This is a genomic window from Cytophaga aurantiaca DSM 3654 (assembly GCF_000379725.1).
GTDB lineage: Bacteria > Bacteroidota > Bacteroidia > Cytophagales > Cytophagaceae > Cytophaga > Cytophaga aurantiaca.
The window spans coordinates 69,868-92,003 of the sequence record NZ_KB903632.1 but is presented as its reverse complement, the minus strand read 5'-3'; the positions used below and the strand labels follow the sequence as shown (position 1 = coordinate 92,003).

18 protein-coding genes and 1 tRNA gene are annotated in these 22,136 nt (G+C 37.2%); 9 read left to right on the top strand and 10 right to left on the bottom strand.

All coding sequences use genetic code 11. From position 1 onward, the window contains the following. Positions 1-63 precede the first annotated feature (63 nt). The 4 genes from A3EE_RS0107980 to serA all read right to left on the bottom strand — a co-directional run bounded on the left by A3EE_RS0107980 (position 64) and on the right by serA (position 4,506). Entirely contained in the window at positions 64-939 is an 876-nt protein-coding gene (locus tag A3EE_RS0107980) for a bestrophin family protein (protein WP_018342922.1), read from the bottom strand. Beyond that, positions 936-1,340 carry a MaoC family dehydratase gene (locus tag A3EE_RS0107975; RefSeq protein ID WP_018342921.1) on the bottom strand — a complete coding sequence of 135 codons (405 nt, stop codon included), beginning with the start codon at positions 1,338-1,340 and terminating at the stop codon, positions 936-938. The genes A3EE_RS0107980 and A3EE_RS0107975 overlap by 4 nt, the downstream gene beginning before the upstream one ends. 2 nt (positions 1,341-1,342) lie before the next feature. Next, the gene (locus A3EE_RS0107970; protein ID WP_018342920.1) at positions 1,343-2,428 is read right to left on the bottom strand and encodes an aminotransferase class V-fold PLP-dependent enzyme; all 1,086 of its coding nucleotides are present in this window, start codon (positions 2,426-2,428) and stop codon (positions 1,343-1,345) included. Between the two features lie 176 nt (positions 2,429-2,604). Beyond that, positions 2,605-4,506 carry a phosphoglycerate dehydrogenase gene (gene serA / locus A3EE_RS0107965; protein ID WP_018342919.1) on the bottom strand — a complete coding sequence of 634 codons (1,902 nt, stop codon included), beginning with the start codon at positions 4,504-4,506 and terminating at the stop codon, positions 2,605-2,607. Positions 4,507-5,519: 1,013 nt separating this feature from the next. Here serA and A3EE_RS0107960 point away from each other — a divergent pair. Continuing rightward, the gene (locus A3EE_RS0107960; protein WP_018342918.1) at positions 5,520-6,371 is read left to right on the top strand and encodes a dienelactone hydrolase family protein; all 852 of its coding nucleotides are present in this window, start codon (positions 5,520-5,522) and stop codon (positions 6,369-6,371) included. A 332-nt stretch (positions 6,372-6,703) separates the two neighbouring features. Further along, positions 6,704-7,393 carry a hypothetical protein gene (locus A3EE_RS0107955; protein ID WP_018342917.1) on the top strand — a complete coding sequence of 230 codons (690 nt, stop codon included), beginning with the start codon at positions 6,704-6,706 and terminating at the stop codon, positions 7,391-7,393. Between the two features lie 75 nt (positions 7,394-7,468). On the opposite strand, the gene A3EE_RS0107950 is transcribed toward A3EE_RS0107955, so the two are convergent. After that, complete coding sequence (locus A3EE_RS0107950) at positions 7,469-9,229, bottom strand: phospho-sugar mutase (RefSeq protein WP_018342916.1); 1,761 nt, start codon at positions 9,227-9,229, stop codon at positions 7,469-7,471. A 175-nt stretch (positions 9,230-9,404) separates the two neighbouring features. Here A3EE_RS0107950 and A3EE_RS0107945 point away from each other — a divergent pair, with 175 nt between their 5' ends. After that, complete coding sequence (locus A3EE_RS0107945) at positions 9,405-9,830, top strand: hypothetical protein (protein ID WP_018342915.1); 426 nt, start codon at positions 9,405-9,407, stop codon at positions 9,828-9,830. 80 nt (positions 9,831-9,910) lie between these two features. Here A3EE_RS0107945 and trpS read toward each other — a convergent pair whose 3' ends face one another. Beyond that, positions 9,911-10,879 (bottom strand): tryptophan--tRNA ligase, encoded by a 969-nt coding sequence (gene trpS, locus A3EE_RS0107940; protein WP_018342914.1) that lies wholly within the window; start codon positions 10,877-10,879, stop codon positions 9,911-9,913. Between the two features lie 149 nt (positions 10,880-11,028). Here trpS and A3EE_RS0107935 point away from each other — a divergent pair, with 149 nt between their 5' ends. The 3 genes from A3EE_RS0107935 to A3EE_RS0107925 all read left to right on the top strand — a co-directional run bounded on the left by A3EE_RS0107935 (position 11,029) and on the right by A3EE_RS0107925 (position 14,551). Next, positions 11,029-12,171 carry a DUF1573 domain-containing protein gene (locus A3EE_RS0107935; protein WP_018342913.1) on the top strand — a complete coding sequence of 381 codons (1,143 nt, stop codon included), beginning with the start codon at positions 11,029-11,031 and terminating at the stop codon, positions 12,169-12,171. A gap of 48 nt (positions 12,172-12,219) precedes the next feature. Next, positions 12,220-12,795 carry a hypothetical protein gene (locus tag A3EE_RS0107930; protein WP_018342912.1) on the top strand — a complete coding sequence of 192 codons (576 nt, stop codon included), beginning with the start codon at positions 12,220-12,222 and terminating at the stop codon, positions 12,793-12,795. A 124-nt stretch (positions 12,796-12,919) separates the two neighbouring features. Continuing rightward, on the top strand, positions 12,920-14,551 hold the full coding sequence (locus A3EE_RS0107925) for a glycerol-3-phosphate dehydrogenase/oxidase (protein ID WP_018342911.1): 1,632 nt from the start codon (positions 12,920-12,922) through the stop codon (positions 14,549-14,551). Here A3EE_RS0107925 and A3EE_RS0107920 read toward each other — a convergent pair. Then, positions 14,537-15,346, bottom strand: coding sequence for a glycerophosphodiester phosphodiesterase (locus A3EE_RS0107920; protein ID WP_018342910.1), 810 nt, complete (start codon positions 15,344-15,346; stop codon positions 14,537-14,539). The two genes, A3EE_RS0107925 and A3EE_RS0107920, sit on opposite strands and share 15 nt — an antisense overlap. Positions 15,347-15,775: 429 nt before the next feature. Further along, positions 15,776-17,143, bottom strand: a complete 1,368-nt coding sequence (locus A3EE_RS0107915; RefSeq protein ID WP_018342908.1) for a DEAD/DEAH box helicase — start codon at positions 17,141-17,143, stop codon at positions 15,776-15,778. A gap of 52 nt (positions 17,144-17,195) precedes the next feature. Here A3EE_RS0107915 and A3EE_RS0107905 point away from each other — a divergent pair, with 52 nt between their 5' ends. Next, positions 17,196-18,527, top strand: coding sequence for a dihydroorotase (locus A3EE_RS0107905; protein ID WP_018342907.1), 1,332 nt, complete (start codon positions 17,196-17,198; stop codon positions 18,525-18,527). Between the two features lie 74 nt (positions 18,528-18,601). Next, a tRNA-His gene (locus A3EE_RS0107900) sits at positions 18,602-18,675 on the top strand. Positions 18,676-18,843: 168 nt separating this feature from the next. Here the strand turns inward: A3EE_RS0107900 and A3EE_RS0107890 are convergent. Next, a complete protein-coding gene (locus tag A3EE_RS0107890) occupies positions 18,844-19,734 on the bottom strand; it encodes an SMP-30/gluconolactonase/LRE family protein (RefSeq protein WP_018342905.1) in 891 nt (296 codons plus the stop codon). A 112-nt stretch (positions 19,735-19,846) separates the two neighbouring features. Here A3EE_RS0107890 and A3EE_RS0107885 point away from each other — a divergent pair, with 112 nt between their 5' ends. Further along, positions 19,847-21,151, top strand: a complete 1,305-nt coding sequence (locus A3EE_RS0107885) for a PQQ-dependent sugar dehydrogenase (protein WP_018342904.1) — start codon at positions 19,847-19,849, stop codon at positions 21,149-21,151. A gap of 299 nt (positions 21,152-21,450) precedes the next feature. Here A3EE_RS0107885 and A3EE_RS0107880 read toward each other — a convergent pair whose 3' ends face one another. After that, positions 21,451-21,909: a DinB family protein gene (locus tag A3EE_RS0107880; protein WP_018342903.1), complete on the bottom strand. Its 459-nt coding sequence runs from the start codon at positions 21,907-21,909 to the stop codon at positions 21,451-21,453. Positions 21,910-22,136: the final 227 nt, after the last annotated feature.

The window sequence follows — 22,136 nt, the reverse complement described above, 5'->3', positions numbered from 1 at the left end:
TTTAAAAAAACAAAAAGGATAACTATCGTCGACTTAAAAAATGCAGCTCTATATGAAGGAGGTTTAGTCATGCGTTACAATTTCTTCAATATTGTTTTTGATATTTAATGCAATTTTATCCATTTCCAGGTCATTCAAATCGTAACCGAATGGCTCTTCAATTTCTTCAGCAGTAATTACAATACTCATTAAAATGTAATATAAAAGTATTACCAAAGGGATACATAACCAACCGATCTCATCAACCAGACTGAATGGTAAAATAATTACGTATAAATTAATCAGAAATTTCAATAAATACATATACGCCATTGGGATCGGAGTATTTTTAATGCGTTCGCATTTCCCCAAAATATCTACCAAGCCGTGTATTTTTTCAATAAGAAGGCTTTGTTGAATATCTGTAATCAATTTGCGTTTCCAAACATTTTCAATTTTATTCGTCATAATGTTGGCAATTACAACCGGTCTGTGTTTGGCATTTTCAACTAATACTCGATCTTCTTCAGAAAGAATATCAAGCGATGTTTTTTCGACTTGATCTCTTAAATGTGCTTTTAGACTAAATGTAAAACAGATCAATAAATGCGATACGTCTTTTCTTTCAGGAGTATTGAAAGGAAGCAGCCCATTTAATGTAATGGCTAAATTGCGGGCAGTATTTACAAGTGCGCCTACTTCTTTGCGTGCTTCCCACCATTTGTCATAAGCTGTAGAGTTTCTGAATACAAGTAATAAACCTAATGCAGCCCCCATGTAGCCAGGTAACGCTCCACTGATTGTCATGTTCAGTTTTTTATATTCTTCTGCATTGTTGTTGTGAAGATATACCAATACAAATGTGATCGAAGTAAGTACCAGCATTCCTGCAAGTAATCTTTTTACGATAGCACCCTTGAATATAAGTGCAAGCTTTAACGACTCCTTATCTAATTTCATATTTTATCTTTGTGCATGACATGGGCATTACCCAATACATTTACTTTACCTGTTTCTTTATCTACTATTTTTGTTTCAACAACAGCAGTGTGTTTGTCGCTGTTGATCTCAATAACTTTAAGTTGAGCCTCATACTGTACCTCAACGTACATGGGGCGCTTAAAATCTATTTCCTGTCTTAAATAAACAGTTCCTTCTCCTGGAAAGTGCATGCCAAGAATTTTTGACATAATGCTTGCACCTAAAATCCCGTGAATGATCGGTTTTTTGAACATTGTAGTAGCCGCATATTCTGCATCTAAATGCAGCGGGTTCTTATCACCCGAAAGTTCTGCAAATGCTTGTACCTGCTCTTGTGTATAAGAGAATTTTTCTGAATATGTATCACCAACCTGTAGCATAATTAACCGATTTTTTCCTGTAATGTTTTAACAAGCTTTTGAACCTGCTCTAAAGAGTGTGCAGGGAAGTTGGCAATCCGTATTTGCGTTTCTTTTTTAGAACCATATCCTGCACCAACAGCCATGTCAAAAGGTTCTAATGCCTTATTGATATCGCCGGGTAGTATTGTAGTATTTGCAACGATCGTTGTCATAGAACGCAATCTCGCATCTTCAACACCAAAGCTAAAGACCTTGCTTGATTCAATGTATTTATTGATCAATGCTGCTTTTTCTTCTGTTTGTTTGCGTATTCCATCTGCACTGATCTGCAACATATCTGTCGTAACTTTTCCTAATAGGAAAATATTGATCGCGTTTGGTGTTTCAGGTGTTTGATTTACCTTCGCTTTCTCCAACATTGAAGGAATCGTATGGTATGTTCCGATAGATTGTCCTTTCGCTAACAAAGCTTTTGATTTTGCAATCACTCGGTCGTTCAAGATCCAAACACCTAAGCCTGCAGGCAAACCAAAACATTTCTGCACAGAGAAAAATGCAGAGTCTATTTTAGTCCAGTCAAATTTTGGATAAGGAAGAGAAGATACTGCATCAACAAAGATCAATGCTTCTTTATTTTTTTCTCTGAACTGATTGATGTCTTCAACAGGCATAGAAACCCCTGAACTGGTTTCATTGTGCGTTAAGCAAATGATCTCTGCATCTGCAGGAACAGTGATGTTGGCAGGGTAGAAGCCTTTTCCAAAAGCAGCTTCTTCTTTGTATGCCTCACGACCAAGCTCACCGGCAAATTCATAAAACCGTTTTGAGAAAGAACCATTTACACAATGAAAACTTTTTTTCTCTACACAGTTCTGAATGATACGTTCCCAGATCTCTGTAGCAGAAGCAAGAAACAACACTTCATAGTTTGAAGGAAGTTCTAATAATGTTTTAAGATTGTCTGAAGCTGTTTTGTACACTTCTTCAAACTTCTTACTGCGGTGAGAGATAACACCAATCTTTTCATCCAACGCCGTGATCATATGCTGACGAACGGTTGGGTATAATTCAGACGGGCCGGGGGTAAAGTAGATTTTATTGTTCATTTTGTTAGTTACTAGTTGCCAGTTACTAGTTGCTAGATTTTTTTCTACTTAACTAGTAACTGACTTTGTTATTTTAAAAGTGTATTTAGAACTAATATTTTATTGTCTAGAAACTGGAAACTAGTGCCTAGTAACTATCTTCTATTGTCTAGTAACTAGCACCTAGAAACTAGCGACTAGTATAACGTTCTGAAACGGATTGTTCCAGGGATTTCTTTTAATTCGTTCAACACTTCTTTATCGTAGATCTTAGCGATGTCGGTAATTACATAACCAACCTGTTCGTTGGTTTTTAAGTACTGTGCTAAAATGTTGATGTTGTGTTTTGCGAATATGTTATTTAGTTGTGCAAGCACACCCGGTTGGTTTTCGTGTAAGTGCATGAAACGATGACCTTCCTGCAATTCAGGTAGCTGAATATTCGGGAAGTTAACACTGTGCAATGTTGTACCGTTGTTGATGTAATCCGTAATTCTGTTTGGTACGAAGTTGCCGATGTTTGATTGCGCTTCTTCTGTAGAACCACCAATGTGCGGTGTAAGAATTACGTTTGGTAAGCCTCGTACATCGTTGATGAATTCTTCGTCGTTATTTTTTGGTTCGTATTCGTATACATCCAGACCAGCGCCTAAGATTTTGCCGCTCTTCAGATTTTCTGCTAACGCTTTAAGATCCGTTACCGGTCCGCGCGCTAAGTTTAAGAAGATAGAACCTTGTCTCATTTCATTGAATTCCTTCGCACCGAAAATACCTTTATTGCTTGGTCTTCCGTCCACGTGTAAGGAAACAACATCTACCGTATTTAACAATTCTTTTAATGTGTTGCATTTTTTAGCATTACCAAGAGAAAGTCTTTCAACGATATCATAGTAATACACAACCATTCCAAGTGATTCTGCAATCACAGAAAGCTGAGAACCGATGTTGCCGTAGCCTACAAGACCTAATTTCTTACCTCTGATCTCGAATGAGTTCTTAGCAGACTTGTCCCACTTACCGGAGTGCATTTGCATACTCTTCTCAAGCGTACGTCTGTAAAGCATGATGATCTCACCGATTGCCAATTCAACCACACTTCGTGTATTGCTGAATGGTGCATTGAATACTGCAACACCTTTCTTTTGTGCAGCCTTTAAATCAATTTGGTTTGTACCGATACAGAATGCACCGATCGCTAATAGTTTCGGAGCGTGCTCCAATACTTTTGCAGTGATCGTTGTTTTAGAACGGATACCAATGATAGAAACGTCTTTGATCTTTTCGATCAATTCATCTTCTTCCAATGCACTCGCAATTACTTCAACGGTATAACCTTCACCACTGAATAATTTGAGAGCGTCTGTATGAATGTTTTCCAACAATAAAACTTTAATGCGATTCTTTGGATAAGAGATCGTCATCGGAAGTTTTTCCTGGAATAATATTTCGTCGAAGTTTGGAGCAATGCTGTCTGCTTTTGCAATTACCGCAGCACGACTTACATTCTCTGTGAATGCATAGAATTTAGTAGCAAGACCTGCACCTCTTATCTCGTAGTCTGTGTAGCCATCGCCGATCACGTGTACATCACCTGTCAAACCAAGTTTTTCCATTAACTTGATTTTTCCTTTATCCTGACTAAGCGGATTGTTTGAATCGCAGCCAATGATGTTGTCGTCTTTATCGAACGTAAATGTGTTTGCAAGTACGTGATCTTCTTTGATGCCGAATTCTGTTACGATCGGCAAGATGAATTCTTTGAAGCCAGAAGAAACAATGTAGATCTGCTCTGCATAATCGCGGAAGAAATGTTTGTTACGCTTTACAGATTTGGAAACTTTAGAGCGTAACAGTTCAATCAATGGTTCAAGGTGAGATCTGTTTGCTTTAACAAGCTGTAATCTTTTAACAAGGTTTTCGCTGAACGAACCTTTGCCTTCCATACCAAGATTGGTAAGATCAATGATTTGTTGAATGATCTGCTGTTGATTTGGATTACCTGCTAATGAAATCGTAGCCAATTCATCTAAAGCTTCAACTTGAGTAAATGTACTGTCAAAGTCAATGACGAAATACGGAACCTTCTCGATTGTTTCCATGCAAATTTTGTATGCTTAAATTGTTCTTGTAATCAATTGTTAAATCTTATCTCAAGCGTGATCGTGTGCTCTAGGTAAGGAGGTGCAAATTTCCGCATTTTTTATCTAAAAACGAAGTTTTTGAGGCAAACACTTGGGGCAATCTGTAATAAAAGATATTGGTTTAAAAGTGTCTGAAAAAGGCTTATAGGCAGAGATAATCCAATAATAATGCTTTGGTAATAAAAGGATTCGGTTTTAATTGATTCAGAAGCGAAAATATAGTGGATAACTTTCAGTTAGAGATATGTTTATAACCAGGCTTGGCTGTATGGATAAAATGTTGGTTTTGTGTGAATATGGAGGTTGATAAGTAAGAGATTGCTTGTTTAAATAAATAAACGCCTTTTTTCGATGGCATACTTATGTTGATAGTATTTGAATTTTAAGTGGATAATCTGTTAATATATCTGTGATTTGAATGAAAAAATCTGTATTAAGTGTGTAATCGGCTATGTAGGCATTGGACATGCTGTTTGTAGTAAGTAGTTATATTTAGAAAAACAGTAGGAGAATCCAAAGCAAAAGTACTCAGCAAAGTATAGCAGAAGTACGAAAGGAGTATGCCTGAATGATGCATAAAGACTGGTGCAAGCATGGATGTTCCGGGTATTTTCCGACTATATTCCGTGAATGTTCCGTGTGAGAGTATTATGTGGAGTAAATAGGGCGCTGAAGTATTCTTGCTCGCGCTTGGTAAACCAATAAAAAATAGAAGGTTAATCCCGCCTTCATTACTAATACAAAGTTCGAAAATTGCAGGAACAAAATGAATGAAAAGTGCTTTTAAATTTATACAGTGTAAATCGTGTAGGTTTAGATTTAATAGCTTAATACAATAAATTTAAGAGTAATATACTTACGCCAGCAGCAAATTGCACGTGTATAAGATATTCGTTTTTTAATGCATATAGAATTCGAACAATTCTGCCTAAATTATGTTTAACAGTTATAACACTCAAATAAACTCAACTATGAAAAAAATAATTTTACTAATTGCCTCAATTGTAATTGGTGCAACGGCATTTGCTCAACAGCCGAACTGCTGTAAAGTTGCGGCTGCAAGTAATTCAGGTATGTCTGTATTCAGTTCAGATGCTGCTTTCAGAAAGGCGCATAAATCTCCCAAGGCATATACATTGGTGGATGCAAAAGGTGCAATGATACAATTTGATGCTGCAGATGGTAAAAAAGCAAATGCCTATATGATTAAAGCTTCGTCGTCAAGCAATAAATATGTATTTCTAATCCACGAATGGTGGGGCTTAAACGATTACATCAAAAAAGATGCGGATAAATTGTATGCGGATCTTGGCGGTAAAGTAAATATTATGGCACTGGATCTGTACGATGGTAAGGTTACTTCGAATAGAGATTCTGCGGCTGCTTACATGGGCGCAGCAAATGCTGCACGGATTATTTCTATCTTGAATGGCGCATTTACATTTGCAGGGACTAAAGCAGAGATCATCTCTATGGGTTGGTGCTTCGGTGGCGGCTGGGCGTTGCAATCTTCTATCCTGGCAGGCGACAAAAGTAAAGGGACAGTTATGTATTATGGTATGACGGAAAAAGATCCTGCGAAACTTACATCCTTAAAAGGGGATGTATTGGGTATCTTTGGTACAAAAGACAAGTGGATCAATCCGGAGATGGTTGAAACATTTAAAAAAGATTTGACTGCAGCACATAAAAATTACACCTTCAGAATTTTTGATGCGGATCATGCCTTTGCAAATCCGAGCAATCCGCAATATAACAAAGCATATACAAAAGAAGCATGGGGGATGAGTGTGGCGTTTATTAAGAAGGCATTTTTATTGTAATTATGCGTAATGAGTTATAAATTTCGATAGCTTATAATAAATTGAAAAGTGGTCTGAAGAGTTATTTTCTTCAGACCACTTTTTGTTTAGGCTCTTTCGTCAGGTAACTATTTTGTGTTCGTCGCGGCGAACACAAAAAGTTTTTTAGCTTAATAGTTTTATGGGTCGTTGACTGCGCAACAGCAGCGTGATTTGTAGCTAGGTTGGAGGTGGAGATCCCCAATATGAGTTAAACCTATATCAACTATGTACAAATTGATTTCGTTAAATTAATTCACATTGAATTAATTTAATTACCTTGTCGAAATAACTTCTTATAAAAACTATACGATATGGGTTGGAAATATTCTTCAATAATTGTTAAAGATTTTAATAACACGAACTACCAAGAAACACTGCGAAAACTAGGCTTTAAAGGTTTGGTTAAAACAACTTCGAAAACACATTACGAAAGTCTGGTTCCGGCAGCAAATGAAGTTTACATAACTACGTACAACAATCATTTAATTATTAATCTGCTGGATTTTCCTTCGCAATTATTAGCACCTTATGCTCCACCTTTTGAGCAAAAGCTTATAAGCGTATTTCCTACATCTGAAATCGCTATTAACGTTATGAGTATTGGTAACATTGCATGGGGGATCGGATTGATCCAATCGGGAACGACTGTTCGATTAATAGCGGTGAATGAGCAAAATGAAAGAATTGTAAGTTTTGGAGAACATTTAGAACATGAAAAGCCTTTTTTAAAAGATGCTATTGTATGGGATGGGAAAGTTCAATATAGACAAGGAGAATTTGTTTTCAATGAGAGAGCAATGATAGATTTTGGTATGGATTTTTATGCGAGGTATCTTGGTACTCCTTTGGAGGATGCTGTAGATTTTAATTCGTTTCATATGATGGATGGATATACATTCACCTCTGTTGACGTAGACTTAAGACCTGAATCTGCTGTTGATAAACTTGAAAATAAACTTTCAGATTTTGAAAACTTTAAGCCTTGGTGGAAGTTCTGGTAAGAATTGCCTTTTGAAATAAATAAAAAAGCTCCGAGTATTCCCCGGAGCTTTTTTTTATTCATAATTTCTAATTTGTTACGCCAATTTCAAATCACTAATCAAGGTCTGAATCTTCGCATCTAATTTTTTATCAACGGCTGCAAATTCTGCTCTCGATGCCAACGGTTCGTTTACACTGAAATAGAACTTGATCTTCGGCTCTGTACCTGAAGGCCTCGCGGATACTAGTGTACCATCAGCTGTTTTAAACTGAAGTACATTTTCCTGCGGCAATTCAATTTTCTTAGTTGCACCAGTAATAATGTTTGTTGCAAGCTGACTGTCGTAATCAAACATCCATTCAACCGGAGAACCGCTCAATGTTTTCGGAGGTGTCGCACGAAGTTCTTTCATCATGGTTTGAATTTCTTCTGCTCCCGATTTACCTTTCTTTGTTAAGGAGATCAGGTTCTCTTTGTAGAAACCATATTCTACATACATATCAAGCAACGTGTCGTATAATGATTTGCCTTGATCTTTTGCATAGGCTACCATTTCAGCAATGAACGCACACGATGCGATCGCATCCTTATCACGCACGCTATCGCCGATCAAATAACCGTAGCTCTCTTCGCCGCCCGCAATGAATTGTTCTTTGCCTTCAAGCTCTTTAATTTTTGCAGCAATGTATTTGAAACCTGTAAGTGTGTTGTAATACTTAACACCAAACTTAGTAGCGATCTTTTCGATCAGGTCGGTTGTAACAATTGTCTTAACAATAAATTCTTTGCCTGTGATTTTGTTTGCATTCTTCCATGCCTGCAGCATGTATAGGATCAATAAACTACCTGTCTGATTTCCGTTTAATAACTGGAATTCATTTTTATCATTTTTAATAGCAATACCCACGCGATCCGCATCCGGGTCGGTAGCCATTACTAAGTCTGCATCCCATTCTGTAGCCTGCTTTACAGCTAAGCTCAAAGCATCCTTCTCTTCAGGATTCGGATAAACTACCGTAGGGAAGTTGCCATCCGGAACAGCTTGTTCCTGCACTACACGTACATTCTCAAAACCGAAACGTTTTAATATTTCAGGAACCAAAACGATACCTGTACCGTGAATAGGAGTGAAGACGATCTTCATATCCTTCTGACGTTTGATTGCATCCGGAGATACTGTCAGTTTTTTAATTTCATTTAAATATGCATTATCAACTTCTTCACCGATCTCTGTAATCAATGATTGATCTGCTTTGAAGTTAACATCGTCGATGCTTGAAATTTTCTGAACTTCTGTAATAATGTTTTTATCATGCGGAGCGATTACTTGTGCACCATCGTTCCAGTATGCTTTATAGCCGTTGTATTCTTTTGGATTGTGGGAAGCTGTAAGTACTACACCCGTCTGACAGCCGAAGTGACGGATGGCAAATGAAAGTTCCGGAGTAGAACGTAGCGCTTTGAAAAAATATACTTTGATGCCGTTTGCTGCAAAAACTTCAGCCGTAGTACGAGCAAAAAAATCTGAGTTATTTCTGCTGTCATGGGCAATTGCCGCTTTTAATGACTGGCCCGGGAAATTCTTTTTTAAATAATTACATAAACCTTGAGTAGCAGCACCAATGGTATATTTGTTCATTCTGTTTGAACCAACACCCATAAGTCCACGCAAACCACCTGTACCAAATTCAAGATCTTTATAAAAACATTCGATCAATTCATCTTCTTTTCCTGCGTCTACCAAAGATTGAATTTGTTTTTTTGTATCTGCATCATAACTGCCGGTCAGCCATGTCTGAATTTTCTTTTTGGTTGCATCGTCTGCCTTTGGCAATTGTGTCGTGATTTCGCTCATAACAATTAAAACTAAGTATTTAATGGGTACTAAAATTTCTACAATATAAATCGAATTATTATACGGTATTATTAAAATAACGTTTTTACCTGAATTTTGGAAAAAAAAGTGCAGAAGGTTTCAAAAAAAGAAGGGATTCCCTTACCTTGGAGGAAATTCTACACATTAACTTCGAATGGATTTAAAACAATTAAATAAAGATTTAGAAGCAATTGTTCTTAAAAAGAACGAATTGAATGCACTTACTTACGATCATAAGGATTATGATGACATTGAAGAAGAGTTGCATGATATGGAAGATGATTTTTTAGATGCGTACGGAGATGAATTAGAAGAAGTTCTGGATCAGGTACATGTGAAGATCGATGCAGATAACGATGTGTTATTGCCAATTGCTTATGTTGGTGCATATTATAAACCTGTAGCAAAAAATGCAGATGGAAGTCAGCAGTTTGAGATCGCTGCAGATCAAGGCGTATTGGTTGAAAGCGGAAAGTTTAAAAATACAGATACACGTTTGATATTTGTACCAAATCCATTGAGATTGGTCTTAATAACGGGTAAAGATAAAAAGGTAGTTGTTTGGGGAGAAGGTCAATAACCTGCTCGCTCAATACATGAAAAAGCCCTATAAGTTTTCATTTCTTATAGGGCTTTTTTATAGTATGAAATTTATTTTGTTTAATAACCGACCTTCTCTTTAACATCTGCAAATACTTTACTTCCTATCGCCCAGGCTTTTTCAGCACCGGCTTTTAACTTCGCATCAATTTCGTGGGTGTTGTTCATATAATAATTAAACAATTCACGCTCTTTCGCATATTTCGTCCAAAGGACGTCAAATAAGGCCTGCTTGGCATGGCCGTATCCGAAACCACCTGCCTGATATTTCGCACGAATGTCTGTGATCTGATCTTTGTCAGCTACCAGTGAATATATTTTATAAACATTACAGGTATCCGGATCTTTCGGTTCTTCCAATCCTTTGCTGTCTGTAACAATAGTCTTAACTACTTTCAGTAATTCTTTTTCAGAGACAAAGATATCAATGTAGTTGTTGTACGACTTACTCATTTTTTGTCCGTCGATACCCGGGATTGTCATAACATTGTTATCCACTTTCTCCTTCGGCAATACAAAGGTTTCGCCGTATTGTTTATTAAAAGCCGAAGCAATATCGCGGGCAATTTCCAGGTGCTGGATCTGATCTTTACCAACAGGCACAATCTCCGCATTGTACATTAAAATATCTGCCGCCATCAATACCGGATAGACAAACAACCCTGCATTTACATCCGATAATTTGCTCGATTTATCTTTGAATGAATGCGCATTTGCCAGCATTGGATAAGGCGTAAAGCAATTTAAAATCCACGTCAATTCACATACCTGAGGAAGATCTGATTGCTTAAAGAATATATTTTTATCTGTATCGAAACCAAATGCAAGCCAGGCTGCAGCTGCTGCATGCGTATTGGCTTTGCGTACTGCTCCATCTTTTAATGAGGTAAGTGTATGCAAATCTGCAATGAAAAATAAAGACTCATTACCCGGTGTATTGGACAATTCAATTGCAGGGAGGATTGCACCCAATAAATTACCTAGATGTGGTCTGCCGCTGCTTTGTATGCCTGTTAAAATTCTGGCCATATTGTGTATTGGTTAATGAACAAATATAGTTACTAGTTGCCAGTTTCCAGTTACTAGATACTGAAATAGTTTATTGTCTAGTAACTAGAAGCTAGTACCTAGTAACTAGTAACTAAATTTACTATCTTTGACTATAACTGTTTATTTACATGAAGTTCATCCTAACCGTAAGCACACTTTTATTGAGTGTATATTTTTCAGCTGTTGCCCAAGCTCAAACCATTAAAGAGATTGGACACTTAGAGTTTTCTGATACGCTTATTAATTTTGGTCCGGTGAAAGAAGAACAAGGTGTTTTATCGCACACCTTTAAATTCGTAAATCTTGGTCCGGAACATTTTATTATTGAAAATGTAGATCCTTCCTGCGGATGCATCACACCGGACTATCCAACGGATACCATACATGCAGGTGGAAAAGGTCAGATTGTGTTGTATGTAGATCTGGTAAATCATCCCGGCGTATTCAATCAAAAAGTTACGGTCAAAGGTAATGCTTCAAAGGCGCCAATTAATTTATATGTACAAGGCTATGTAACTCCGTCTCCGCAGCCATTGCCGGAATGGGAGCGCACGTCTTCTTTTAAATACAACAATATTTATCTGCAAAAAAATTACGCCAATTTTGGAGTTGTGTCTACAAAGAGTCCGGTAAGTATGGAGATTCCTGTTTACAATTCAGGAAGTCAGACCATTTTAATTCAAGCGGATAAAATGAAATTGCCGGCATATATGAAGGTTGTTTTACTGCCAACTAAAATTGAATCAAAACAACGCGGTGTGATCAAAGTTTCGTTGAATACCAAGGATGTTCCTAATCTGGGTTATTTTGCTGAGCAGGTTGAAGTATTGTTTTTGTCGGGAAGTACGGTGACGAAAGTGCCGTTGGTATTGACTGCTACAATAAAAGATACTTATACACCTGCTGAAGAAGCTTCCGTTACGGGCCCAAAAATTCTGGTTGATAAAACATTTGTTGATTTCGGTTCAATCAAAACAAATGAGAAAACGACAAGAGAAATACGCATTACCAATTCAGGAATGGCAGACTTAACGATTCGTTCTGTACGCACATCATGTTCGTGTATAGAAGCCTTTGCTGATAAAGTCACATTAAAACCCGGCGCATCAACTACTATTAAAATTGTTTTTGATACAAATGATCGTTTGGGTGTAGAAGATAAAATGATCAGTATTTTTTCAACAGATGCTGCGAACCCGATCGTAATAGTGAAGCTGAAAGCAACGGTGATAGAAGAACTACCGGTTGTTGTGCCTGTTAGTGGACAGTAGACGTTAAATATTTTGTGTTATAAATTTAGTATTAAAGTCAATAATAAAATGAAAAAGTTGTTAATCTTAATACTTGGAGCATATATATTATTGGGATGCGAAGACTCATCTAATAAAGAATCTCTGATTAAAAAAACAGAGATCGTACAAGATACGATCATTGATAAAAATACCAATATACATCCTAGAGAGGAAGTTAAAATTGAAAAAATCGATTTTGATTTTTTGACAGACTGTGATTCTCTTGATATGTGGCAAGGAGGTATTCAAGGCATAAATGTATCTGATTCCACCGGGCCTTTTATTATGGCACAGTGTTTTGCTAATAAAAACTTTGACTTAATTGTTTACAGTAACAGGAAAATTGAATTAAAAGAAGGAACTGATTTTAAAGGAAAGTCAATAAAGAATGGAATTGCTGGTGCTGAATATTATGCTTTTGAAATACCTAAGAAAATTCCTGAAGAGCCAGAAAATGAGTTCGACACTTATGATTATGTTTATCCAAGTGAAGTGAAAATTTACAAACTCTTTGAAGATGGCTGGTATTTGATTAAAAGGGGAAAGGTTGACTCATTTGAAGAATTAGGAAGATTAAAATTTAATTCAGTTTATAAAAAATAGTCAAGACATTAGTTATAATCGAACCGTTAACATATTCAAAAACTTATTTACATCATTTTCGTTTTAATACATGTTTAATTATTTGAAAATTAAAAATTAACTGCTTTTTAAACACGAAGGTATTTTGAGCTACTATCAACAACGACAAGCACTTTTAGAAAATGCAACACATACCGAATTCGGTTTGATTGTGATTGGCGGAGGAATTACCGGTAGCGGCATTGCATTGGATGCACAAACCCGCGGTATTCCGACCTTGTTGATTGAAATGAATGATCTTGCTTCAGGTACCTCTTCGCGTTCAACAAAATTGATCCATGGCGGATTACGTTACTTAAAGCAATTGGAATTTGGCTTGGTGCAAGAGACAGGGAGAGAGCGTGCCGTTGTTCATCATTTAGCTCCACACATAACCGTTCCGGAACCTATGTTATTGCCGATCATTAAAGGCGGTTCTATGCCGCAGTGGATGGCTTCATTAGGTACATGGATTTACGATCTGCTAGCAGGTGTAAAGAAAAGTGAAAGCAGACAAGTATTGGATAAAGCTGCTACCTTAGAGCAGGAACCTTTGCTCGCGGGAGCCCGTGTTACAGGTGGCATACATTATTATGAGTATCGTACCGATGATGCGCGCTTAACAATGGCTGTTGCACATACTGCACAAACACAAGGTGCAGTAATTCTTACCTATGCAAAAGTTATAGAATTGATCTATGAAGCACAGACAATTGTGGGTGTTAAGGTGCTGGATACACTTTCAAATAAAGAATATACTTTTAAAGGAATAGAAGTTGTAAATGCGAGCGGACCCTGGGTTGACGGGATCGATGCGCAGGATGCAGATATACGAAAAGATAAATTGCTTCTTACAAAAGGTGTACACGTTGTAGTGGATTATGCAAAGTTTCCGATTAAGCAGGCTGCCTATTTTGATGTTGGAGATGGACGAATGGTATTTGCAATTCCAAGAGAAGGGAAGACGTATATCGGAACTACTGATACCAAATATACAGGAAGTTTTGAAGAGCCGGGCATAGAAGAATCCGATAAGAAATATCTGATCGAATGTGTTACGCTTGTGTTTCCAACTGTTCAATTAAAAGAGGAAGATATTGAAAGTTACTGGTCGGGCCTGCGTCCCTTGATCCGTCAGAAAGACAGCAAGTCTCCTTCTGCTATTTCACGCAAAGACGAGATTTTTACAAGTAAGACAGGCTTACTCAGTATTGCCGGCGGTAAGCTAACAGGCTATCGCAAAATGGCTGAACGCATCACAGATATTCTGGCTGAACGATTGAAAGATACATACGACATTGATTCCTGTACAACAGAGAAACACATGTTGTATGGTGGTGACATTGCTAAGCACGGAGGCTTGAAAGCGTTTATTGCATTGAAGCTTCCAGAGTTGACAAGCGAAGGAATTGATGCCTTGACTGCAACACGGTTGATCCGCTTGTATGGAAGCAACATCGAACATTATGTTGCAGAGCTGCATCAGATCGATGAACGCATTGCATTACACAATCTTCCTAAGTGGTTGAAAGCACAGCTGCAATATACCATCAAGCATGAGTTTGTTTGCAAACCCGAAGATTTCATTATAAGACGTACCGCAGATTTTTATTTCAGACGCAATGAAGCGGAAGGCTATTACAAGGAATTAATTTCCTGTATGCAGATCTTACTTAGCTGGACTGATCAGCAACGCATTGCTTATACAGATGCGTTTCAGCTTTTACTCAAAAAATAAATTCGGGTAATCGGTTATAATACCGTCGACACCCATTTTAATGAGCGTTTCAATTTCTTCTTTTGTATTAACCGTCCAGGGTATAACACGTATGCCTGACTTATGTGCTGTATCCACATCCTTTTTTGTTAAGAGTGTATAATCAGGACTGTAAATCGTAGGCGTGAACGTAAGCGCTTTCAAATGTTTTTCCAATGTTCCTTTTGTTTCAACCAGATAAGAAAGTTTTATTTCCGGATACATTTTATGCATATACTCCAATGCGCGTGTATCAAAGGATTGTATGGTAAAACGATTTGTAAGATGTGCTTTTTTAATTTGGGCAATGACCAGATCACAGAATTCGGCAATCTGGGGATGATCAATACCATCACCTTCAACGGTAGATTTTATTTCTGCATTAAATAATATTTTTGAAGACAGACGCTCGCTTGTTTCGATGAGCTCTTTTAATAAAGGCTTTACCGCCGGCACTTTCACCTGACTGTTAAATCTGGGGTGGCGTTTCATCCCGACATCTATTTCTTTTATGTCAGCATAATTCATTTTATATAAATTGAATTGATGTTCATTGCTTTCGGTCACATCTTCGCCATCAACCATCATTGTAATTTCATGATGGAAAAATGTGTCGTGCGAAACAACTACCTGTTTGTCTTTCGAAATAACCAGGTCAAATTCCAATGTTGTTACACCCATTAATAATGCTTTTGTGAAAGCAGCTATTGTATTTTCAGGTAATAGTCCTCTGCATCCGCGATGTCCTTGAATATCAAAAGAAGCTGGTATTATCATAGTGGTCAGTGGTCAGTAAACAGTGGTCAGTAAACAGTAAATTAATACGTTTAAAGAATGGTAAATGGATACAGAAGATAGGAAAAAAAGTAATAAGTTCTATGTAATAAGTTATAAGAAAGGAAGAAGAGATACGATTTTCGGCGGCAGAAATGCAATAAACATCTGATAACTTATAATGAGTTCTTAGAACTTAAAACTTATTACTTAAAACGTATATAAAAAATAAGCCCGGAGCAAGCGGCGGGGGGCCAACTAAACTCCGGGATCTTTCAACCAGCTATGGAATCTTAAATGTTTTTAGATTTTCAGAGGGATTTGATAAATCAGCTATGTAAATCTAAAGATTCTTTATTTTAAGATGACCAAATTTACTGTATACAATTGTTAATTCCAATAGTTGCAAAAATATTTATACACATTTTATTGCTATTTCGGCTTTTTCGGTGCTTTAGGTTTTTGAGGCTTCGCTTTCGGCTGTGGTTTATTCGCCTTGGACACCTTTGGTTTAGAGGCTTTGCCGGGTTTGAACGTAGAAGATTTGTTCTCTGTTTTTAGCTCTCTTTTTTTCTCATGGAAGGCTCCTTTGTATGTAGGATCCTCTTTTTTCTTGTAAAAATCCAGTTCTCGGGCAAATTCCTGTGCTTCTTCAAAACCTGTTTCAGTAATCTCAACTTCTGAAGGAAGTTCTTCTACTGGAATCGGCATTCGAATGATCTTTTCAATTTTATGGATGTGATACAATTCTGCTTCTGTAGCAAAAGTAATCGCAACACCCGTGTGATTGGCTCTTCCGGTTCGACCGATCCGGTGAATGTAATCATCATAAATAATCGGTACATCAAAATTGATCACGTGACTTACTTCGCGTACATCAATACCACGTGACGCCACATCGGTAGCAACTAAGATTTTGATCGATCCATCTTTAAAATCATCCATCGCATTGATGCGGCTGTTCTGATCTTTATTGGCATGGATGATCCGACACGTATTTGTTGTTTTGCGAACGATGAATTTATAAATATCATCTGCGGATTTTTTTGTACGAACAAAAATAATAGCCCGCGTTACAGTTTCATCTTTCCGGATCAGGTATTCCAGCAGGTGAATTTTTGTTTTAAAATTGGGGACTGTATATAATTTCTGACTGATCAACGTTGCAGGGGTAGCCTGTGGTGTCACCTCAATCTTCATTGGGTATTCAAGAAACTCTTCTGTTAAACGCTCTACACGTTCAGACATGGTTGCAGAAAAGAGTAAATTTTGTCTCTTACGCGGAATCACTTCCAGCATCTTACGAAGCTGGGGCATAAAGCCCATGTCCATCATTTTATCTGCTTCATCTAATACCATCGTTTTAACTTCTTTCAAAACGAATTCTTCTTCTAAATACAGATCCAGAAAACGGCCTGGAGTAGCAATGATAATATCCACACCTTTTTGTAAGTGTTCTTTTTGAAGTTTTGTACCAACGCCTCCGTAAAGCGCAACAATACGCAGGTCTGTATATTTAGCAAATTGTTTAACTGCAATTTCGATCTGCATAACCAATTCGCGTGTTGGTCCAAAAATAACCGCTCTTGGATTATGGCCTTGAGCGTATTTTATTTTCATCAAAATAGGTAAGGCATAGGCAGCGGTTTTACCCGTACCTGTTTGTGCCACACCAATAATATCGTGACCTGCTAAGATTTGAGGAATGGCTTTTAACTGAATCTCAGTAGGTTCAGTATATCCTGCTTCTTCAATCGCATTCAGCAGCTGTCTGTTTAATTTAAGTTCTTCGAAATTCAAGGTAAATTCTATGAAATAATGGATTAAATTTGACCCAAAATAAGAATGAAATATGGGCACGATTAAAATACGTAATGCAAATATAGTAAATGAAGGTCAGATCTTTCAGGGAGATGTATGGATAGAGGGCGGATTGATCAAACAAATAGGAAAGATTGCTGCTGAAGCGGATCAAACGATAGATGCAACGGGTAAATATTTATTGCCGGGCTTGATTGATGATCAGGTACATTTCAGAGAACCAGGCTTAACACATAAGGCAACAATTTATACGGAATCCCGCGCAGCAGTAGCTGGAGGGATCACCAGTTATATGGAAATGCCCAATACAAAACCGCCAGCGGTAACGCAGGTTTTGCTGGAAGAAAAATATGAGATCGCTTCACGTACCAGTCTTGCAAACTATTCTTTTTTCATGGGTACAACCAATACGAACATTGAAGAGTTGTTGAAGACGAATCCGAAGAATGTATGCGGGATTAAAATTTTTATGGGATCCTCTACAGGCGATATGCTGGTAGATAATACTGCCATGCTGGATGAGATTTTTTCGAAAGTAAAAATGCTTATTGCAATTCATGCAGAAGAAGATCCGATTGTGCGGGCGAATACAGAGAAGTACAAAGCATTGTATGGCGACAAGCTGAATGCAACACATCACCATCTGATCCGCAGCGAAGAAGCATGCTACGAATCTTCGTCGAAGGCAGTAGCACTGGCTAAAAAGCACGGTACACGTTTGCATATCCTGCATATTTCTACAGCGAAAGAATTAGATTTATTCAGAAATGATATTCCGCTGGAAGAAAAGAAAATTACAGCCGAAGCTTGTGTACATCATTTGTGGTTTTCAAACGAAGATTATGCAACGAAAGGAAATTACATCAAATGGAATCCGGCAGTAAAAACGGTTGCAGACAGAGAAGCAATCTGGCAAGCAGTATTAGACGGGCGTATTGATGTGATCGCAACAGATCACGCGCCACATACGATCGAAGAAAAAGAGCTTCCATATTTGGATGCACCTTCCGGTGGTCCTTTAGTGCAGCATAGTCTGGTTGCATTGCTGGATAAATATCACGAAGGAAAAATTTCGCTGGAGATGATCGTTGAGAAAACCGCACATAATGTTGCTAAGTTATTTCAGATCGAAAAGAGAGGTTTTATCCGTGAAGGATATTTTGCAGATATGGTTTTAGTGGATCTAAACAGCCCATGGACTGTGGGAAAAAATACTATTGTTTCAAAATGCAATTGGTCGCCTTTTGAAGGACATCAATTCAAATCTAAGGTAACAGATACCTTTGTTTCAGGTCATTGGGCCTATCACGATGGAACGTTTAATGAAGAACAAAAAGGGGCACGGTTGATATTTGAAAGATAAATTTTGCAGAAGACTTGTATTTTTATCTGCTATGTCGTAGTTTTGCAGACCTAAAACAAACGTTTTAGAACACGGTAGATGTAGCTCAGCTGGTTAGAGCATCGGTTTGTGGTACCGAGGGTCGTGGGTTCGAACCCCATCATTTACCCTAAAGGTCTCTTGAGAAATCAAGAGACCTTTTTTATTTTTATATGGGTGATAAAAATAAAAAGCTACGTTGTTGTATTAAGATTTATCAATATTACAAAGCTATCATGCCACATCATGATCTATCCGATAAAAGGCACGAATCTTCTAAACGAGAAGGGAAAGAGACTTAATACACGTAGTCTTTGCCAGGTACTTCATTCTCGAATACTTCTATTCTTCTTGTATCCTGCATTGTAACAAATACTTTTTTTCCATCCTTTCCTCCAAAAGAAAGATTAGTCGGTTTCATACCTATTAACTTAATTTCTCTTATTAATTTCCCAAGAGGAGATATAACTGCTATCGTGCCTTTTCCATACCTTGTAATGTATAGATTGCCCAGGCTATCAACCCGCATTCCATCCATACCAAAGTCATCAAATTTATAAAACAGTGTTTTATTTTTTAACTCATTGGTAGGAGTAATATCATACCTCCATACGTTTCTCTGAACGCTTTCATTGACATATAACGTATTTCCATCAGGGCTTATCTCTACTCCGTTAGTGGTGCCCATGCGGTCTTCAAGAAGTTTGGTAGTTCCATCAATATTAATGCTCCAAAGTTTTCCATTCGATTTGCCCCAGTTCGGATCAGCAGCAAAGATGACACCTGAATTTCGAATGGTTATATCATTAGGCTGATTCATGAAATCACTATGGGCATACATGGAAATTTCTTTGGTATCAGGATCTACAATTAATACATTATGTTTCTTATAATCTGCGACAAACATTTTTCCTTTGAAAAAACGTATGCCATTTCCGATACTTCCCTCAGGCAGTTCAACAAATAATTCAACCTGTCCATTACTATCTACTCTAGCGATATTGCCTCTCTTGTGAAGATTCACAACATATAAGAATCCCTTATAATAACACGGTCCTTCAATACCAATGCTAAATAGAGAGTCAGTAAAATTTTCAGATTTATAAAGATCTTTCTCCTGTTTATATTCAATGTTTTTCTGTGAACAGGCAATAGGACCTAATAAAATCAACCAAATCAAATTTTTCATGTGAGATAAACGAATCATTCGCTGGTAAATATAAGTTCTAATATTCCTTTTTATTGTTCTTTTGAAGAAAAATATAATTTTGCATATTTGAGCTGTATTTAACAAAACGTATATGAATTTTTATAATGGCCTTTGGGCTTTCCTGTGTATTTCTCTTTTAATAACTTCTTGTTCAGATGAAAAAGAATCCAGTGAGAGCAAACAAACTGTTATCGAACATGTAACATCAGAAGCTCAACCATCTGCTGCAGTAGAAACAGTAATCCCTCTTCCGGAGGGCGATGTAGCAGCATTGCAATTAATTCCACATACCATTCAGCATCCAAACGGAGACACCTTTACACTTAATATTCCCAGAGGTTTTGACATTAAAGCAGTGGCGTGGGGAATGAAAAGAATCCGGTTTATGGCACAGAGTCCTGACGAAAAGTTGTTTCTAACGGATATGTATAATCTGGAAGATAATAAGAAAGGGAAGATATACATCTTATCGGACTTCGATGATTCGTCCATGACATTCAAAAAGCGAATCACATATCTTGAGAATTTACACAATCCTAATAGTATTGCCTTTTATAAAGATGCTTCAGGAAAAGACTGGCTATACATTGCTTTGACAGACCAATTGATTCGTTATGCTTATGAAGAAGGCGACGAAAAACCATCATCAGAGCCTGAAGTGCTGGACACCTATCCGGATTATGGTTTAAGCTACCGATATGGTGGGTGGCACTTAACCCGAACCATTCAATTCGGTAGCAATAATAAGCTTTATGTTTCTGTTGGCAGCAGCTGTAATTCATGTATTGAAAAGGAAGAAGTAAGAGCTGCTGTTGTGGAGATGGATCCGGATGGTAAGAATAGAAAAATATTTGTAAAGGGATTACGAAATGCGGTAGGATTAGAGTGGGCCGAAGGAAATCTTTTTGCAACCAATATGGCAGCAGATCACTTAGGAACAGACATGCCTGATGATGCTATGTTTAGATTGCTTGAAAACAAACATTATGGCTGGCCATACTGTTATCACTCAAATAATAAGGTGTACGACGATCCTAAATATGACACCTCAAAAATAAAAATTAGTGCTAAAAATGTTCCAGGCGCCTTTAGTTATTTTGGAGCACATACTGCCCCTCTCGGACTATCCTGGTTTGGCAAAGAAAGGGCTTCAGATCCGGCACTCATGAATTATTTCCTGGTAGCGCAGCATGGATCTTATAATCCTGCAATAGGAAGGGGATATTGCCTGCAAAGAGTAAGAGAAAATACTGCGCCAGAAGATTTTATTACAGGATTTAGAGATGAAAACAATAAGATTCATGGAAGGCCTTGCGGAATATTTCCTTTAGGAGAAGATGCATTTTATTTCACCGATGATAAATTCGGTACCTTATATTTTGTGTATAAAAAATAACAATATGAGTAAATGATTAAATAGTTGATATGTCATTATTTTAATCGATTAATGTTCTGATGTATTCATAAAACCGGTTGAACATTTCAACCATCTACCCTAAAGGTCTCTTGAGAAATCAAGAGACCTTTCTTTTTTTTAGTGTGTTTTTTTAAAATGAATTTCAAATAACAAAAGCACTTTATTGCAGCGAACCGAACAGAGAGGGCAAGTTAGAGGTTTATAATTATTGTTGACATTTAGAAGCGAAGAGGTTTTGCACACTAAACTTTATTATTCATTCATATACGAGCATTCTTTTAAACAGTACCGTATTTATTAACTATTGCTATTTGCCCTGCGTGATATGCAGAGTGCGAAATGATTCTGCCCAATGCTTCAGCTTTGGTTTTTGTGCCGAATTCAATGGTTGTAATTTCTGATTCCCAATCTGTATCAGATTGTTTTTCTATAATATATTTGAGCGTTTCAAATGAATGATTCACGTATTCATTCAGGTTTTGTAAGTTTGTCCATTCTCCAGTATCTTTTTTTTCGATGACAGTTTTGGCTGTAACTTTAACTTCAGTTGAACCAAATATATTTTTGGCAAATAATAGTTCAACATCTCCGATATGACGTATGAGAAATCCTACAGAATTTGGCGAATAGCTAAGCTTTTTCCTTAAGTCCTGTTCATTTAATGTTTTTAACTGATTTGAAAAACGTGTCCGGGCTTCTATCCATAATGCCATAAGTAATTGTGTTTCTGATTTCATAAGGTTTCTCTTTGATTTTAAAAGATAAAAATTTTAGTAGGCATTTTTTAAGCTAATGTTAATATCTACTAAAATGTTTTATTGAAATTTTGGTTTAAAATAAGCAAGGCTGTTGTCTGAATAGCAATATGTAATACGTATAAAGAAACTCTATAAAACTTGCATGTAATTGATACAAGTTTTATAGAGCCTGCATAATATACTATTGTGATATGATATTATAAGGA